A 17,419-nucleotide genomic window follows, 5' to 3' on the forward strand; every position below is an offset into this window, starting at 1 on the left:
CAGTCATCGTCTCACTTACATCCTCCTCAAACAATCCCCCATTCAGATACGGTACATTGCCAATTAGTTTAATCAGCTTCTTGTCACTCTGCTTGTCAGGATCGTTCAAACCCGCAAAGAACAAATGCGACAATCGATCGCGATAAAAATTCCTCTCCTCCCTCATAGCCCCCTTCCCAAGGGGGTTGGGGGATTCCTTCCTATAATCCTGCCAGAGAGCCTTAAAATAATCCCCAGAGCCATTAAACTCCAGCCAGCCCTTCTTCTGCACAAAAGCAATAAACATCAGACGGTTGAACAACTTCTGCGTAAATAACCGCTTCTGCTCATCGTTTTCGATGCCCTCGATCGAACCCTCAACCGATTCAAATACCAGCTTGTACTCAGAGAAGAACCGATCCGTTACCTTTTCAACATCAAACGCCTCATCATGCTGAATCTGAATCTCCAGCGGCTCAAGATCGATCGCCTTCTTTCCGTATTCCTGCCCGATCGACTGTAAATCTAATTCACCAATTTGTTCGATCGCCGTGCGTAATTGCTCCCGCCGATTCACCACAATCCGCCGCAACAACCTCTTAGTCCCCTTCCCAAGGGGGCTGGGGGATTCATCATATTTAGCATTGATAAAATGCCAGTCATCCTGATCCCGATCATAGAAGACAAACAGCGAGTGTGGATGAATACCCAACAACGCCTCAATAATCCCCCACTGTTCCTGCTTGTAGATCTGTTGGGAACTCAACCGCGTGTAAATGACCTTAAACTGTCCCCCGACTCCACCATTAGCCAATAGTAGCGGTTCGCTATCCCCCAGACTAGCCCGCACCGAACCCGAAAAGTTGCGAGTAGAAATAGTTTCGCTGACTCGATCGTAATGCAATCGATCGTAGAAAAGTTCTTTGAGGCTCCGAGTATCGGTTAGCGACTTTAAGGATGTGGCGATTCGGTTGAGCTTAGGCGCAGATGCAATCATGTTGGGTAGTTCGCAATATACCCAAGCACCAGCTATTTACACGATTATTGAATAGATCGTTTTCCTGCTGTGTCAAAGGGTTGATAGCTCTAGCGTGCCCTTCCAGCTAATCAGGATAGAAATAGTATCGATCGGTAGTTTTGATTGATGAGGACTCGATCGACATCGATCTCCAGATCGATCGAGATGGCATCCATAATTACCCTGAAAAGTGAAATCGAAGCCGAATTATTTAATTCACTTACGCGATCGAAAAATTGACAAGATACGAACTTGCGATCGAATCTCTAGCGATCGACATATTATAGAATCTGCGAATGGACTAGCTGAAATTCAAATCTAAATCCTCACAGGTTTCTCAGCATTTACGACTAATCTCATAGTTGAGTCACCAATTTGTGTTGGAAACATCGCAGGTACACATATGAACAATCCAACCTTAGCCGCCCCCATAGCGGCTGCACCAGAGATTTTGGATGTCCAGCAGGCTGACTGCTGTATTGTCGGTGGTGGCCCTGCTGGAGCTGTATTAGCACTACTTTTAGCCCGACAGGGGATAAAAGTTATCTTGCTGGAAGTTCATCGGGATTTAGATCGCGATTTTCGGGGCGATACGATTCACCCTTCGACGATGGAAATTATGGCAGAATTGGGTTTGGCAGATCGATTGTTAGCTCTGCCCCATACCAAGATTTCGGAGCTGAATATTCAACCGCCCAGTGGTGAATCATTCCATGCTGATTTTCGTGGATTAAATACCAAATATCCATTTATTACGGTGATGCCCCAGGTGCAGTTTCTGGAGTTTATCGTTGCTCAAGCCCAGCAGTATCCGAATTTTCAAGCGATAATGGGCGCGAATGTCCAAGAGCTAGTGACTGAAGGCGATACGATTCGCGGTGTCCGCTATCGAGGACATGGTGGTTGGCACGAAATTCGCGCTCGACTGACAGTAGGTGCAGATGGGCGGCACTCCAAAGTGCGAGAATTAATCGGGGAGGTGTCGGCTGGCAATACACCCTCGCTCGATGTGTTGTGGTTCCGACTCCCCCGTCATTCGAGCGAACCAGTTGGGTTGAGTGGACGGATTGGCAAAGGTGCGATGATGGCAATGGTAGATCGAGGCGAACTATGGCAAATCGCCTATATTTTCCCAAAGGATGGCTATCAACAGATTCGCCATGCGGGATTAGCAGCATTGCGATCGTCAATTGTGGCAACAGCTCCAGAACTTACAGATCGAGTCGAACTACTCCAAGATTGGTCGCAAATCGCCTTTCTCTCTGTCGAATCAGGACGAGTCGATCGATGGTATCGATTGGGCTTATTATTAATTGGCGATGCTGCCCATCCGATGTCTCCCATTGCTGGAGTAGGCATCAATTATGCGATTCAGGATGCCGTCGTCGCCGCCAATCTACTCAGTCAGCCACTCAAATCTGGTGCTGTCAAAGTTACAGACTTAGCAAAAGTTCAACGTCAGCGCGAACTGCCCACACGGATTATTCAAGGTTTTCAATCGATCGTTCAAAACCGAATCGTTGCCCAAGCTTTAGCCACCACCGATACAGATTTCAAATTACCTTGGTTAATGCGTTTACCTTGGTTCCGTTATCTCCCACCACGTTTAATCGGTTTGGGGGTATTTCCGGTTCGCCTTCGGTGTTAATCACTAAATCGATTTAGTTTAAAGCGATCGAATCGATCGTTCAATGTAATGAATAGTCCGTTCGATTACCAGCAATTAAAGAGGGTGTTTAAAAAGTATGTATTAGCATTCGTAAACCCTATAAATCCCCCTAACCCCCCTTTTTAAGGGGGGAACCGGATAAAAGTCCCCTTTTTCAAGCTACGGTGTATACACATCTTTTGCTAGAAGCGAAATCCCTAAGAATCCCCCTTAAAAAGGGGACTTTAAAGCCCCCTTTTTAAGGGGGTTGGGGGATTTAGATCTAGAAACGAAGCCCAGCCGACTTGTGTATACACGGTAGCCTTCTTAAGGGGGGATTTAGGGTGATTTACCCACCCTGAACGGAGCAATTAGACTTTTCAAACACCCTCTAAGAGCTTGACAACGGTAATTTATAAATTACTATTGCCAAGCTCTTGAGAGTACACCTAAGACATTTTACTATCGAGGGATGAGATGTAATCGATTGCCAATGCCAGGATCGATCGCTGGTGCTAAATCTCGATTAGGCATCTTTTCTAGAAAAGACCATAACTCTGCGCTGGTAAATTGATAGTCGTATCCTTCTGCAATCTCGATAATCATGCTAAGATTGGTAGCTATTTTAATTCTTCTTTGCAAAGAGTCGTCTTTCTCTACTGTTGCAAAGAAATTAGCAACATTTTGCATAGACATAAAATTATTCCTCCTTTGAGATCTAGATGAATTTCCTATTTTTCAGCCCAAGGTGATGATAAATCGAGTTCTAGCTCTGGAATTCGATTTTCCCCGTTAGTGGCTGCTGGTGCAAAGGCTGTATCTGATAGTAAGCTAACGCTAGCGATTGACGGGGTTAGATCTTTGGTAACTCGCCAAGAAGAGTGCATACCGATCTTGCCAGCTTTCTCGAATTTCCAACATCCCCGCACAAAAGAATTACTGTCTGGGGCACAATGCGGTTTCGTGCCAATTAGCCGTTCTACTTCCTCACTAGAAATAATCCAACCCCGAGCATCAGCCTGTTCTAAAATCGACATGTACCACAGTGGATTCGATAGATTTTGATGTTTGTTGATGGATGTTTCTATTTTCTCCAACCGATTAGAAATATTTGCCAATAACTCTTCTAGATGGCTGCTAAGTTGTGGTGATGTTGCTGGTGCGCTTACTAGATCGGGCAGTTGCAACTCGGCGATTTCAACTGCTGGGTCGATCGAACCGTTAACATAGTTATAAACTAATCCTGCATCTATCAGATCTGGATGCTGGCTCAAGATTGCGACTTCATCCCCTTGTTCGCATTCGAGGATAGTTTGAATCAGGCTATGATAGTTTGGCGGTCGATTTTCTGTGACTGGCTCAGTGCTAAGATTTTGTTGTAATAAATGAGTCAGTTGAGCTGTCCAATAGTGCAGGAACTTGGCAGCAGGTAGATTCCCTTCGTTGTTGAGTTGCTCGCTAACTTGTGCCATCACGCCGATAAGTCCGGTATCGATTAGCTGTTCATGTTGCTGTAGTAACGACCACTCCTCTCCTCGATCGCATTGCAACAAGGCTTCGATTAGATGTAAATATGTATTGAGGTGAAGTGTATCCATGTGAGCCTTCCTTGGCAATCTCGTTATCTTCACTGTAAATAACCAAGTTGAGGAACTTGTGAAGATAATAGAAAACTCAACACAATCTTAATCCAGTCGAATCGAACTATTGTAGTTTAAAATAACGATCGAACTTCAAGTTTTGGACTCAAACTTAGTCTCAAACCTTTTTCCAGAATTCTACAAAAAATTCAACATTATCGATCGGCTCGACTTCATGTTCTACTTCTGGTATTACGATACCTAGACGTTGGCGTAGCCTCTCCAGCGGAGAATCGCGATTGAGGATTATTTCATTATGATATGGGTCGTGGATGCGATACCTTAAACTACCAAACTGGACGTGGATCGTACCCCATACGCCTTTTTTAGTGGTGTGTCGCGATCTTAATCCCTGCGGGATCGAATCGTTTGTAAATAAAGGTGTCCGGCGATAGGGAGCATAACCATTTGGGATCTCTTGCCTGTCACACAACACGCAATTCAGGAGTTGTCCTAGATGCTCGGAACGTCCTATTTCTGTAATTACCCAAGGACGCGGAAAAAAAGGTGGTTCGTGACGGGTGTGCTGGCAATGTCCGCAGTCTAATTCGGCTACCCAATGCTGCTCGAAATCTTGATGAAATCCAATTATCGATCGATGCAATATGAGTTTCCTCTATGCTCACAAATGATAGGGGTACCAATTAGCACCCCTTTTTGAATTACTGAACTAGAGCTAATGGTGGATTTGTCGCACTGACATGTCGATCGATCACCGCGTCGATTAAGCCGTATTCTTTAGCTTCGACAGCAGACATATAGAAATCTCGATCGGTATCTTCTTGGATCTTTTCTAACGGTTGTCCCGTATGTTTTGCCAACAGATCGTTTAGTGTACCCTTGATATAGAGAATTTCCTTGGCTTGGATGGCGATATCAGTTGCTTGTCCCTGCGCGCCGCCTAAAGGTTGGTGAATCATGATCCGGGAACTGGGGAGGCTCGTCCGTTTGCCATGAGCGCCAGCACTGAGCAAGAATGCACCCATACTCGCCGCAAAGCCCATGCAGACAGTAGAGACATCGGGGCGAATTTGATTCATCGTATCAAAAATTCCCATCCCTGCGGAGACTGAGCCACCAGGAGAATTGATATACAAATAAATATCTTTTTCGGGATCTTCTGCTTCCAAAAATAGCAGTTGAGCGACGATGAGGTTGGCTAAATCGGAGGTGACTTGCCCACCCAAGAAGACAATTCGATCGCGCAATAGCCGCGAATAAATATCAAAGGAACGTTCGCCTCTGCCAGATTGTTCGATGACGGTAGGTATCATAGCTATGCCAATATATGTCGATTCTTTTTATTATCGCCCAATCTTGGGGTTTGCGGTCTAGGGGTTTCCGTACCGGGATAGGGAATAGGGAATAGGGAATAGGGGATAGTTGGAAGTTTAGTAGTGGACTAGGGAGATGATGGGGATATCTGAGGGTAAATGCGATCGACCGTTGAGTGCGTCTAATTCGATGACAAAGGCGCAGCCGACTAGATTGCAGCCTATCTGTTGTAATAATTTGGCTGTCGCGGCGGCGGTACCACCAGTGGCAATTAAGTCATCAACAATCAGAATGCGACTTCCGGGTGCGAAGGCGTCGCGGTGGATTTCCAGGCAATCGATGCCATATTCGAGCGCGTATTCGATCTTGTGGACTGCGGCGGGGAGTTTCCCTGGTTTGCGGACGGGAATGAAGCCAATCCCTAATTTATAAGCCAGCGCCGCTCCAAAAATAAATCCCCGCGACTCCATCCCGACAATGTATTGAGGTTGTAAATCGATAACTTTAGCAGCTAAGGTATCGATCGAGTATGCTAACCCGGCTGGATCGCGCAATAAGGTAGTAATATCGCGAAAGAGGATACCCGGTTTGGGAAAGTCAGGAATATCCCGAATTAGAGCTTTAAGATCCATTCTTTTGTGGTGATGGGTTGAGAGGACTCAGGATCGATCGTCTCTGGTAAGGGGTTAATTGTCAAATAGATGGGAGATGGGAGATGGGAGGTAAAAGGTCAGAGGTAAGAGGTAAAAGGTAAATACAATCAGTCTCTCAGTTTCCTAGTCCCCTCGTCCCTTCATCTCCAAGTCACCTCATCCCTATTCCCTATTCCCTATTCCCTATCCCCTAAAGAGTGGTTAATGTCTAAAATTCGGGTATGCTGATGTTGACGATCGAACCCAAAATTTTCACGTCAATTGCCACAATTTTGCCCCGGAATTGGGTCTAGATCTTTGAAGATTTATACCGCATCTATAAACTAGTCGATCGATTGTCTTACTATGATTGCATTACCGATCAATGGCCCTATGTCCGAGTCGCTGCTGGGGATAATTGAAAGTCTCCCCAATCCAGGTATCGCTGGCGATGCTTGTCCGCGCCGCACCAAAGTCGAACTCGATCTGATTTTACTCGCGATCGAAGCGATCGAGTCGAGCAGTTCCGAACAAATTTTGGAACTTGCTAAAGAATTAAACCTCCAAGACATTATCAAAAATCGGATCGTCTTGTGGCGGATGCGCTCTACCAATCCGATGCGGCGCGCGCATACGCGCAGAATTTTAACACTCAAAGAAGCCAAAGCGCTCAGTGCGATCGGTTGTAGATTGGCAAGTCGTCTGGCGGTACCGATTCGTCAGCTCCTCCAAGCCCAGCAGCAGCTCAGCGAGAAGCAAATCCCCCCGGAATACAATTTCCGCATGTCTGAGTATTTAGACCGCTTCCGCGCCCATTTTCGCAGTCGGATGAATCCGCGCAGGGCGAAGGTAAGTATTTATAAGGATGATGATAAGTTAAATGAGTTGGCGGTATCGTTATTGAGTAAGCTGTTATTTTGTACGGGTACGCTTGGTACGCAACGGTTGTGGATGAGTTTATTCGATGGGGAAGTGAAGTAATGTGATGAGTTTAAGTAAAGGTAAAGGGTAAAGGGTAAAGGGTAAAGGGTAAGAGGTCGCAAATCAAGTAGATAGGCGTAATTAAATACAAGATATCGCGTAGGGTGGGCACTGCCCACCAACTAGGTTTCATGCACAATCTATTTTATAAAGAATTGCACCTAAATACTTACTAGAATTTCTCTATAACCCTTGTGGTGGGCAGTGCCCACCCTACTTGTGTACCGATCCAGAAGGGTACTCTCTACATCCTCGGTTGGGGGAGGTACCCTGTCTTGTCTCGCTAAACTCTCGGGAAACCCGAGGAGCGCGAGCCGCTCCCCCAAACCCCCTCCAAAGGTTAGACTAGTGAGCCGCGTGGTGCGGCATTCACTCTATGCTAGATTTTAGTTGTGGGGTAAATGAGGATTTTAGCTCGATCGAGCTAACTCAACTGTCAACTTTGCCCTGAAGCTCTGTCTGAGGGTCAACTGTTTAATCTTATGGCACAAGAATACTATCAGCAAGGATTGGCAAAGGCTCAGGCTGGCAATTTGCGCGGGGCGATTGAAGATTTCGATCTCGCCCTGATTGCTACGCCTGAGTGGGCGGAGGTTTTTTATCGGCGTGGCTTGGCGTATTTCGATCTGGGCGATACCATTACCGCGATTTCTGACTATACACAGGCATTAGCAATCGATTCTCATCATCGCGATTGTAGCTATGCACGAGCGTTGGCGAGATTAACGCTCAAAAATTTTCCGGGTGCGCTCGTAGATATCGATCGCGCGATCTTATTCGGTCGCGATTATGCGCCAGCATATCAGCTCAAAGGGCTGGTCTGCAAAAAACTCGCTAATTATTCAGAGGCGATCGCGGCGTATAAGGTGGCTGCTAATCTATATCTAACCCAAAAAGATCGCGAAAATAGTCAGCGATGTTTCGATCTGGCGCAATCGCTCCAACCCAAAACCTTCGCCCATCTGCCTGCGAGTATTTCGCCCATTGCCCCCAAATCGACCCCCAGACCCCCGCTAACTAGTCCAGAGCAGTTTTATATCCAACTACTAGAACAGGGCGAGCGGGGCGACTTGGCAGGGGCGATCGATAATGCCAATTGGGCGATCCAAGCTAGTCCGAATGAGGCATGGGTTTACGCCTGTCGCGGGGCATTATATTCCAAACAGGGCGATCGCACGGCAGCTTTAACTGATTTCAATCGTGCGATTCAACTCGATCCTAATTCTCACGTGGCGTATCGCGGACGCGGTAAATTGAGAGATAAGATGGGTGATTATCGCGGTGCAATTTCAGATTTCGATCGCGCTTTAGCGATCGAGCCGCAGGATGTATTTATCTATTTAGCACGCGGCAATGTCCGGGTGAATTTACACGATTATCCGGCGGCGATCGCAGATTTTGCTCAAGCAATCTCGATCGATCCGCAAGAGCCGTTAGCGTATCTCAACCGCGCTCAAATATACATCAAAACTGAAGATTTACCTCAAGCGATCGAGGATTATCAAACCGCTGCAAATCTCTATCTAGAACGTCAAGATTTAACTAAATATCAAGAGACGATCTCTCAATTACAAAAATTTCAACGCGCTGCACCCCAGTCGGCACCACCACCGCAACGAGATCGATCGCAGCCCCAAAATGAAGCCCTGCGCCAACGTTTATATGTATTAGTCAGCGGACAATGGGCGATCGCCCAACGGCTGATCGATCGACTCAAAGAGGAGCAACCCGGATATGAAGAGGATTGGTACCTCCAGCGAGTAATTTATAATTTAGAAGAGGGGTTATAATCTGCTCTAAATATTTCAAATCCAGTAGGGTGGGCAATGCCCACCAATTAGGTTTAAGTCATTACCTATTTGATAAATAATTGCGCCTACCTACTAGCTAAAATTATTGGAGACGTATTTCAATAAAATGAAAACTGCATATGTATCCACTAATCAGTTGACAGACTTATAACCTGATTCATACAATTCAATTTTCAGGATAGCCCCAAAAAATCTGAAGATAGAATATTAGCTAAACAGCGTTCTAAATCGAGTAATTTCTGTTGTTGCTGAGGGTCGATTTGACGATCGATCTTAATCTCTGGATTAATTGCCGCCGCCGCTCGATCGCGATACGATCTAATTGTCTCGATCGTCTCAGTGTTTAGTCTAAATAAATAATCAGCCGCCGCATCGGTATAAGCTTCTAAAACTTCTGCCGAATTATCAAGATTTTTACTATTACTAATATTGTCTGAAGATCGATCTCCCGATCGTTTATTCGCAATCGTACTCGCACCGCCAGCAACTACAGCTCCTAACGGCCCTGCGAGGATCCAGCCCAAGCCAGTCGCCAGTGCGGTAGGTGTCAAACTGTCGAGTGTGGAAGCTGTTGTCGCAGGTTTTGGTGGGGGTTGAGCTGGCGATTCTGGCAATAATACTTCCGGCGGTTCTGGTAAAATAATCTTCAGTGGCGCGACTGGCGAAGTATTAAAAAAACTCTCAGCTTTAGCCGCCCAATCATTAATTTCTTGTTGAGCATATTTCAATCGCGGACGGACATTACTCGATTCCCATTCACCAAATCTATCTTGTTGAATAGCCGTAGTCAGGGGTGATTGATAAAAGCTAATTAGGTTGGGTAAATATAGCCATTGCTCGACTTCTTTGAGGCTATTTTCCCATCCAGATTGGATCAATGTTTGCGCTTGACGTTTGAGGGCTAGCTCTCGATCGCATTTCTCTTTCGTTTCATTAACTTCCGCTGTTAATTTAGCAATCTGCGATCGTAATAATCCCTGAACTTCCAATCCCAACGATCGCAACACAGGCAACCGCACATCAGCTAGTTCCTCCCGCTGATACGCCACAATCGCCTGGAGCGCCGAAATAAATGAGGATAACCCCGAAGTATGCAAAGTCGCGTCATCACCCTTCAGGCGGGCACGTAGAGCCGGGAGAGCGTCAACTCGATAGAGGTTGCTAATCCCCGGCGGTAATTGCGATCGAAAACTCTCAGCCACAAATCGCAACCGATGTTGAACTTCTTTCTGTTCTTCTGGCTCTAACATATTCGTAAAATTAGCCACGAATACCACGGTATTAATCCCGCGATTTTCTAACCAATCCCGCAGATGTTCGCGCTCCCCCAACGTCATCAATTTGCGGACATCCAACACATTCACCACCAAATCCGCCGCCAATAATCGATCGCGTACCAATTTATCCTGCTCGTCGCGATCGTTCGTACCTGGTAAATCGAGTAATTCTACCCCAGTTTTTAAAAACGGATGGGGAAAACTCACCTCGACTTCCAGCACATCATCCCGCATCCGCCGATCGTCATCCAGTGTCGCAAATGCAGTTAAAATATCGGTATTCTTCGCTGCGATTATTTGCCCATTAGTGAGAGTTATTTTAGTCGCCAACTCTTCACCATAAACGACTTTAATCGCCGCGCCAGTAGTAGGGATTAGATCGATCGGTAAGGTTTTATTACCCAATATTGCATTTAATAACGTCGATTTACCATGATTGAATGGCCCAAAAACAGCAATTTGGTAGTTCGATCGAGCTGATTTATTAGCCAGCGTTTTGAGGTCGTTAGCCAGTCTAGAATTTGGGTCGATTTCTAGCTTGTCAGCGGCAGTTTGAAGGTGGGCGATGAGTGAGGAGTTCATGGTTTGGCGATCGGGTTAAATAAGTAATTTAAAATAATTTGTCGATCGGATAGATTTACATCTAAAATTGAGATAGTAGACGTTGTGCGCCTTTATTTTATGTTAGAACCACTGAGTCAAGCTAAACAACCAAGACCACAGACTGCAAGCCCTGTAAATGCTCTAGATAGATCCCCTGCCGAACAACTAGAACGAAATCAGAGGCTCCAAACCGTATTGCGTCAATGGTTAGATGAAGAACTAACACCAGAAGAATCAACAGCAAGAGCGGAGCTATGGGAAAACTTTAAAAACATAGTAGATAGCAGTAGAGAACCTGGACGCACACTTTATTCACATGAATAAAGCATGATTGTATTTTTAGATAGTGGGATTTTAGGTTTATTGTCTTCACCTTATCAACAAGGTGAGGCTGGAGAGTGTGGTGAATGGCTATATAGATTATTAGCAAGAAGTGTTTATGTAGTCAGTTCCGATATTTGTGACTATGAAGTTAGAAGAGGATTGAAGTTAGCTTTAATCGATCGTCCAGTGCGATCGGGTTTACAACAGTTAGATGCTTTATTAAATCTCATAGACACCCACAAACTCCATCCCCATACTATTTGAAGCATTGACAGGAATATTCCAAGAAATTGCTTCTAGCCGCTTGATTCGTTCTATAAAATTAGCCTGTAATTGAGAAATAGCGATTTCTCTAGTTTCAGCTTCGATCCGAGAATCGGGAAACTCCAAGACAGAAGCAGCAATTTTTCCAGGTTGAAGAGTTTCTACCAGAAGTGTTACTTTCATATTCGTAGCTGGTTTGGGTAAGGAGCCGTTAAATTGAGTGGTCATCGCCCACAAATATCTATGGATTATTCCATCATAGATGGTCTACATAAGTTTCTGTCCTGAAATCGGTGGGCGATGAGTGAAGCGTTCATGGTTTGTCGCTCTAATTCAATAATTTATCAGCTTAGGTTTATATGCTTTTAGATATTTAGCTCGATCGCTAATTAAGATGGTGGGCAGTGCCCACCCTACGAGTTTACCTAAGCAAATGTAAATTTCTATTTACAAATCTAACACTTCTGCTTGCGAATAAATTAAAAATATAATAACGTACTACATTTTTATTCAATCTCCATAAAGATATCAAATAGCTACCATAGGGATTTCCCCTACATGACACAATATTATATTTTTTGACAGAGGTTTATTAATCATGATTTCTTATCTTAAGCATCTTAAAAAAATGCTGTTTCCTTTGGCTATATTGGAAATTTCTTTGGCCATACAAATGCCTGCGAATGCACAAAGAGTAATTACACGAGAACAACTTGATAGACTGTCTTTGCAAGAAGTCATAATTTTCAGAAATGAACAGCGGCGACAAGCAAGAATCGTCGTATCAAATTGCTACACCAGCTCATATATTGCTCGGTCTACTTGCGACGCTCAGTATTTACAATATAGTAACTTAATTGCCAATCTAAACACTTATATTGCTCAAAGGCGAGTGAGTGGTCGATAGTAGGCATAATTTAGATGGTGGGCATTGCCCACCATCTAAATTATGCACGATATTACTATTGAATTTACCTACAGATCAACCGTTCAAGAACCCTTGATAGAAAGACTCGATCGATTCCGACTCTTTCACCACATCAGCTTCAAACTGTTGTAATCGATTGACCTCTGTGACTCGATCGATCTCCTGAGATTCTTTCTGCTTGACGAGATTTTGCAACTCACCTTTACGGGTAGCAATATCATCATTAATGCGTTTGATTACCTCTTGCTCGTAGGTATCAAAACACTCTTGCGCGGCACTATAAATCGGTTGCCATTGTTCTTTTGAAATCTCTGGCAACTTGGCGATTAATTGTTTCTTGATTTCCTGGGCGAAATACTTTCGCGCGTGATCGACTTGGAAGGCGGCAACACCTAATCCGGCGATAAGAATGCCAATTGGGCCGAGAATTGCGCCGAAGATGACGGCAATCCCCGCAGTTGTAAAGATGTTGAGTAAAATGCTCTGGAAATTGAAACCGCCAACGGCTAAAGCAGCTACCGCAAAGTTACCAGTCGCGATCGAAAATAAGCCCATCGCCCACTTTGCCCAGGAGGGGGTGCCATCGCCTTCGAGGGTATTATTCCGAGTATGAATTTTACCCGTCAGTTTCTCCGCCATCTCTTGAGTGATATTTTGATAATTAACGCCATGTTTTTGGGCTTGCTCTGAAAGTTCGCTAAAAGCGGCTGTGAGTTCTTTTTGAGCCGAGAGCGTCCAGGCGGCATATTTATCGTTGATGTACTGTTGGAAGCCTTTCTGGGCGGCTAGGTTGAACTGTTCGCGCTTGCTGTCGCTGAAGAAGTCGGTAAATTGCAGATCTGAAGGTTGATAAGCTTGGAAATCGGTATCGAAAGTATCTTCTAATTTGAGTAAGTAAGTCTTCATGGAATCGGCGATCGATCGAGCCTGACGATCGCGCACGCGGCGAATATCATCGCGGAAGCCATCGCGAATTTCTTGGAGTTTATTAAATTGCGGTTCGACGGCGGCGATTTTAGCTTTGAGTTCGGCGACATCAGCGTCTAGTAAAGGAATTCGTCGGGCAACGGCTTCTTGAACGTGGCTACAAGTTTGTTTGGCAATAATCCGCGCTTGACGCAATTCGGCGATCGCGCGTTCTTGAGTTAGAAATGTATTGAGTGCGTTGATAAATGGGGGGAATCCAGTATCGACTAAATCGGCATCTTTATCTTTAAGGCGGCGGCGGAGTGCGGTAATCGAAGATAGGGGAAATACGCGCTCATCGTAAATATCGTAGCCATCAACTTTACAATATTCAGCTAGGTTAGCTTTGAATACGCGATCGAGTTTGCCTTCGGCTGCGGCTAATTCTGTGGCATCATCAGGATCGATTAATGATTCCTTGACTCGATCCCAAGCATTGATTAGAAAGAAAACGCTCAAGCCACGATCTTTGACGTAGTTCTCTAGATAACGACGTTCGCCTAATGTGCAGGGTTGCGACGCACTGAGAACGAATAATACTGCATGGCAATTATTTAGATAGCCTAAAGACAACTCATTCCGCGCTTCGGTATCATTCAAGCCGGGACTGTCGATGATTTCAATTCCTTTTGATAGTAACTCTAGTGGATATTCCACAACGGCATAGTCCACATCGGGAAAAGCGGGTTTGTTGCTTTCTTCGAGTTGCTTGGCTTCGGCTGGATCGATCGTGTATTTAGTTTTGAAGGAGCCAAAATCGATCGCTTCTGGTAACTTACCATCCTTGAAATGCACGGTGACTTTTTTCTGTTCGCCGTAGCGCAACACAGTTAATAATGCCGTGCAGGGATTGACATCGCTGGGTAAGATATTTTCGCCGATGAGAGCATTGAGAAACGTACTTTTGCCCCGTTTCATATCACCCAATACCATCAGCCGGAATACACCATTCTGGAGGTTGGTACTAGCTTTGGTGAGATCTACTAAATCTCGATCGAATCCCATTTCTCCGGAGCCTGTCTGGGCGGCGAGTTCAGATTTCTGGAGCTTGGCTACCATCCGGCTGAGGGAGCTAGCTACTTCTTGGCGGACTCTGGCGACTCGATCTAAATCTTGGAGGAAACGATTGGTTTTAGCAGTTGATATCATAAGGAAAAGGGGGGTGTAGGAGCTGGTTTGGATATGAGTTATTGGGGTGTGGGGGAGATCTTTACCCCACCCCAGCCCTCCCCTTATAAAGGGGAGGGAGCCGGATCTGAAGCCTCCCCTCATAAAGGGGAGGGAGCCGGATCTGAAGCCTCCCCTTATAAAGGGGAGGGAGCCGGATCTAAAGCCCCCCCTTTATAAGGGGGGGTTGGGGGGGTAAGCCATGCCTAAACGAAGCCAGCAAGAAGTTAGGGACAAACCAATCTGTGAAAATCTAGGATTTACGGTTGAATTCAAACCATGCCCATCCAGCAGCGCCGAGGAAGGCAAAGAAGGAGATCCACGCCAGCCATTGCGATATGTACACAACTACAGCACCGACGATAAAGAACCCGGAAAGTTTAGCCGCGATTATCAGATCTCGTTTGAAGCTACGTGCGGGTTTGTTGGTGCCAGTTTCTCTCACCGTCGGGTGAAACGGTGGCTCGGGGCGACGGATCTCTGATTCTAGTTCGCGCAATCTCAGCTCTAGCTCGCGCTGCCGGAGTTGTGCTTCTCGCTCTTGATAATTAGGTTCCACAAAATCTCGCTCGCTACTACAACTACTAGGATCGATCGCTAATCTAACTAAGTAAAATACCAAGTGTCAACAGTGAATCTACATAAAATGTCGATCGAAAAAATTGTTGTCAATTCTACCGATTACCGCTTATCTTAACTATTAATCTCTCGATCGAGTCAGACTCGATCGACAGCAACTCAGAAAATGGTACAATTGCTCTGAGATCTAGACAACAGGCTTGAGCTGATGGTTGCCCTCAAAGAAGATTTTCCCCACTTTACACCTGCCGAATATCTGGCTTGGGAGGAACAACAAGAATTTCGCCATGAGTATGTCGATGGTGAAGTTTATGCCATGACTGGCGGAACTATCAACCATAGTAAAATTGCGGTAAACTTTAGCACTGCACTCAAGAATCATTTGCGAGGCAGTGGCTGTCAGGTACTTAACGGGGATGCAAAGGTGCAGACGATCGAGTCAAACTCTTACTGTTATCCTGATGTTAGCGTGACGTGTGATATCCGCGATCGCGGTGCCGATCGATTCATCACTCATCCTTGTCTGATTGTCGAAGTTTTATCACCTAGTACCGAAGCTTACGACCGGGGTGATAAATTTAGACTGTATCGAAGATCCCCAGATCTTCAGGAGTATGTTTTAGTTAGCACTGCTGGGATATATGTAGATGTATACCAACGCAACGATCGCAATCGATGGGAACTGATGTCTTATGGTGAGGGCGATGAGATCGAACTCAAGAGTATTAATTACACCTTTACGATCGCGCAAATCTATGAAGATATCGCCTTTAATCTGGAATAGCTTGCGGTGTTTTCAAGACGGTGGGAATCTTGGCTAAAATCAGATCGACTATTTCTTCCGGCGCGAGTGGACGATCGATCGAAATCTGAATATCGGCTTCAGCGTACCTGTGGCGACGTTGAGCGAGCATTTGGTCTAATTTGGAGTGCAGATCTGTAGATGTGGCTAGGAGCGGGCGGGTGGTGTCACCCTGAAGACGTTCGACGAGGAGATCTACTGCTGGATCGAGCCAGATGACTAAGCCTTGGTGGAGGTGGTTCCAGTTCTCACGCTCGATGGCGATTCCGCCGCCAGTGGAGACTACTAGCCGGATGTGAGCTGATATTTCTGCTAATACTTGGGTTTCAATCTGGCGAAATTCTGGTTCGCCGACGGTTTGGAAAAGTTCGGCGATACTTTGAGCAACTAATTTCTCGATTGTCGTATCGGTATCGAGAAAATTGTATACCAATCGATCGGCAAGTAATGGGCCGATAGTACTTTTACCACAACCCATCATGCCAATGAGATAAATATTTAGTCCTTGTAAGTCGAACATGCTCACAGCTTGTGTTGAAACAAAGTTACTAGTTTTCTAGTGGATAGTGAATAGTGGATAGTAATTGGGAGTATGTTTTGAATCTATTTAGCTCGGTTGTTGCGCCATGAGGCAAGATGTAAGCTTACAAATTTGGGCGGTGCGAAAACTGGAGACTAGGGGACTGGAGAATCGATAATCTATTCACTATCCACTATCCACTATTCACTAAACTACTTCTTCGTCAAATCGACTGCTTCGATTTCGCTGAGGCGAAAAGTGACCATTTTGTCCCAGTTACCGCCTTCAAATAGCACTGCTGCTTTGCCATCGGTGACTCGTTGGACTAATCCCTGAAATCCGTAGTAGATATCGTTGATATTTTTGACACGGATGGTAGCACCTGGCAAAATCATAGGGATAGCGTAGTTAGATGGACAATGAATCCTTAGTTTAGCTTAACAGAGAACAGGGGTTTAAATTTCCCACCTCCAAGGTGGATTGTTGTTAGGGTCATTTTAAAACCCCATCCTAACAACCAATTATCAATTATCAATTGGTTGTACCGATCGTAGTCGTAGCGAAGCGTCTCCGTAAGGAGAAGTATCAATTAATTTAAAGAGCTATTCAACGATCGCGCGGACGATCGCCAAAATTAGCGCTTATTCTGCTTGAGGAGGCGAGAGTAAGCAGATGAGATTATCTTCTTTGATGTGGATGGCTTTGCGGTCTTCGCGCAGTTCTTTCATCAGCCTGGTGACGGTGACGCGGGTAGTCCCGATGGCACTGGCAATTTGGGCGTGAGTGAGGGGGAATGGCAAAAAGTACCCTTCCTTACAGGGTTCGCCAAATTCTTCGATCAAGAGGGTAAGATAACCGAGTAAACGTTCGATCGTGTGGCGTTGTCCGAGGGTATTGAGCCATAATAATTTCCGTTGGTGTTGATAACGAAAAGAGTCGAGGATTTCGCGCCGAAAACTTGGGAAGTTTTCGAGATCGTGCCAGTACATCCAGAAAATTGAAGTG

At 45.4% G+C, this 17,419-nt stretch carries 17 protein-coding genes and 1 pseudogene; 5 read left to right on the plus strand and 13 right to left on the minus strand.

The features are described from left to right. Window positions 1-976: pseudogene (locus RMO52_RS06645) on the minus strand (class I SAM-dependent DNA methyltransferase); the annotation flags it as partial. Between the two features lie 424 nt (window positions 977-1,400). On the opposite strand from RMO52_RS06645, the gene RMO52_RS06650 reads away from it, so the two are divergent. Then, on the plus strand, window positions 1,401-2,645 hold the full coding sequence (locus RMO52_RS06650) for an FAD-dependent oxidoreductase (RefSeq protein ID WP_310412126.1): 1,245 nt from the start codon (window positions 1,401-1,403) through the stop codon (window positions 2,643-2,645). A 462-nt stretch (window positions 2,646-3,107) separates the two neighbouring features. Here RMO52_RS06650 and RMO52_RS06655 read toward each other — a convergent pair whose 3' ends face one another. The 5 genes from RMO52_RS06655 to RMO52_RS06675 all read right to left on the minus strand — a co-directional run bounded on the left by RMO52_RS06655 (window position 3,108) and on the right by RMO52_RS06675 (window position 6,192). Further along, window positions 3,108-3,341, minus strand: coding sequence for a Nif11-like leader peptide family natural product precursor (locus RMO52_RS06655; protein WP_309740705.1), 234 nt, complete (start codon window positions 3,339-3,341; stop codon window positions 3,108-3,110). A gap of 35 nt (window positions 3,342-3,376) precedes the next feature. After that, window positions 3,377-4,243 (minus strand): hypothetical protein, encoded by an 867-nt coding sequence (locus tag RMO52_RS06660; RefSeq protein WP_309740707.1) that lies wholly within the window; start codon window positions 4,241-4,243, stop codon window positions 3,377-3,379. Between the two features lie 160 nt (window positions 4,244-4,403). After that, on the minus strand, window positions 4,404-4,889 hold the full coding sequence (locus tag RMO52_RS06665) for a DUF3565 domain-containing protein (protein ID WP_309740710.1): 486 nt from the start codon (window positions 4,887-4,889) through the stop codon (window positions 4,404-4,406). Window positions 4,890-4,947: 58 nt separating this feature from the next. Continuing rightward, on the minus strand, window positions 4,948-5,559 hold the full coding sequence (gene clpP / locus RMO52_RS06670; RefSeq protein ID WP_309740712.1) for an ATP-dependent Clp endopeptidase proteolytic subunit ClpP: 612 nt from the start codon (window positions 5,557-5,559) through the stop codon (window positions 4,948-4,950). Window positions 5,560-5,676: 117 nt separating this feature from the next. Beyond that, complete coding sequence (locus RMO52_RS06675; protein ID WP_309740715.1) at window positions 5,677-6,192, minus strand: adenine phosphoribosyltransferase; 516 nt, start codon at window positions 6,190-6,192, stop codon at window positions 5,677-5,679. A 366-nt stretch (window positions 6,193-6,558) separates the two neighbouring features. Here RMO52_RS06675 and RMO52_RS06680 point away from each other — a divergent pair, with 366 nt between their 5' ends. Together RMO52_RS06680 and RMO52_RS06685 are read left to right on the plus strand one after the other, a co-directional pair. Beyond that, on the plus strand, window positions 6,559-7,173 hold the full coding sequence (locus RMO52_RS06680; RefSeq protein ID WP_309740717.1) for a DUF3038 domain-containing protein: 615 nt from the start codon (window positions 6,559-6,561) through the stop codon (window positions 7,171-7,173). 482 nt (window positions 7,174-7,655) lie between these two features. Further along, window positions 7,656-8,963: a tetratricopeptide repeat protein gene (locus tag RMO52_RS06685; protein ID WP_309739955.1), complete on the plus strand. Its 1,308-nt coding sequence runs from the start codon at window positions 7,656-7,658 to the stop codon at window positions 8,961-8,963. 194 nt (window positions 8,964-9,157) lie between these two features. Here the strand turns inward: RMO52_RS06685 and RMO52_RS06690 are convergent, their stop codons facing one another. Beyond that, a complete protein-coding gene (locus RMO52_RS06690; protein WP_310412130.1) occupies window positions 9,158-10,843 on the minus strand; it encodes a dynamin family protein in 1,686 nt (561 codons plus the stop codon). A gap of 348 nt (window positions 10,844-11,191) precedes the next feature. On the opposite strand from RMO52_RS06690, the gene RMO52_RS06695 reads away from it, so the two are divergent. Beyond that, complete coding sequence (locus RMO52_RS06695; RefSeq protein WP_309739949.1) at window positions 11,192-11,452, plus strand: hypothetical protein; 261 nt, start codon at window positions 11,192-11,194, stop codon at window positions 11,450-11,452. On the opposite strand, the gene RMO52_RS06700 is transcribed toward RMO52_RS06695, so the two are convergent. From RMO52_RS06700 to RMO52_RS06710, 3 genes are all read right to left on the minus strand, one after another. Continuing rightward, complete coding sequence (locus RMO52_RS06700; protein ID WP_310412134.1) at window positions 11,408-11,680, minus strand: hypothetical protein; 273 nt, start codon at window positions 11,678-11,680, stop codon at window positions 11,408-11,410. The genes RMO52_RS06695 and RMO52_RS06700 overlap by 45 nt on opposite strands. Before the next feature lie 754 nt (window positions 11,681-12,434). After that, on the minus strand, window positions 12,435-14,495 hold the full coding sequence (locus tag RMO52_RS06705) for a dynamin family protein (RefSeq protein ID WP_310412136.1): 2,061 nt from the start codon (window positions 14,493-14,495) through the stop codon (window positions 12,435-12,437). A 271-nt stretch (window positions 14,496-14,766) separates the two neighbouring features. Beyond that, window positions 14,767-15,072, minus strand: coding sequence for a hypothetical protein (locus tag RMO52_RS06710; protein ID WP_309738595.1), 306 nt, complete (start codon window positions 15,070-15,072; stop codon window positions 14,767-14,769). Between the two features lie 228 nt (window positions 15,073-15,300). On the opposite strand from RMO52_RS06710, the gene RMO52_RS06715 reads away from it, so the two are divergent. Beyond that, window positions 15,301-15,876, plus strand: coding sequence for a Uma2 family endonuclease (locus tag RMO52_RS06715; protein WP_309738596.1), 576 nt, complete (start codon window positions 15,301-15,303; stop codon window positions 15,874-15,876). On the opposite strand, the gene RMO52_RS06720 is transcribed toward RMO52_RS06715, so the two are convergent. The 3 genes from RMO52_RS06720 to RMO52_RS06730 form a co-directional block, all read right to left on the minus strand. Beyond that, window positions 15,863-16,414 carry a shikimate kinase gene (locus RMO52_RS06720; RefSeq protein ID WP_396134911.1) on the minus strand — a complete coding sequence of 184 codons (552 nt, stop codon included), beginning with the start codon at window positions 16,412-16,414 and terminating at the stop codon, window positions 15,863-15,865. The genes RMO52_RS06715 and RMO52_RS06720 overlap by 14 nt on opposite strands. Before the next feature lie 212 nt (window positions 16,415-16,626). After that, window positions 16,627-16,809 (minus strand): NAD(P)H dehydrogenase subunit NdhS, encoded by a 183-nt coding sequence (locus tag RMO52_RS06725; RefSeq protein ID WP_309738598.1) that lies wholly within the window; start codon window positions 16,807-16,809, stop codon window positions 16,627-16,629. Window positions 16,810-17,055: 246 nt separating this feature from the next. After that, the coding region (locus RMO52_RS06730; RefSeq protein ID WP_310412140.1) for a Crp/Fnr family transcriptional regulator at window positions 17,056-17,419 on the minus strand (364 nt) is incomplete at its 5' end.

Source organism: Chamaesiphon sp. OTE_8_metabat_110, from assembly GCF_031382685.1.
Taxonomy (GTDB): domain Bacteria; phylum Cyanobacteriota; class Cyanobacteriia; order Cyanobacteriales; family Chamaesiphonaceae; genus Chamaesiphon.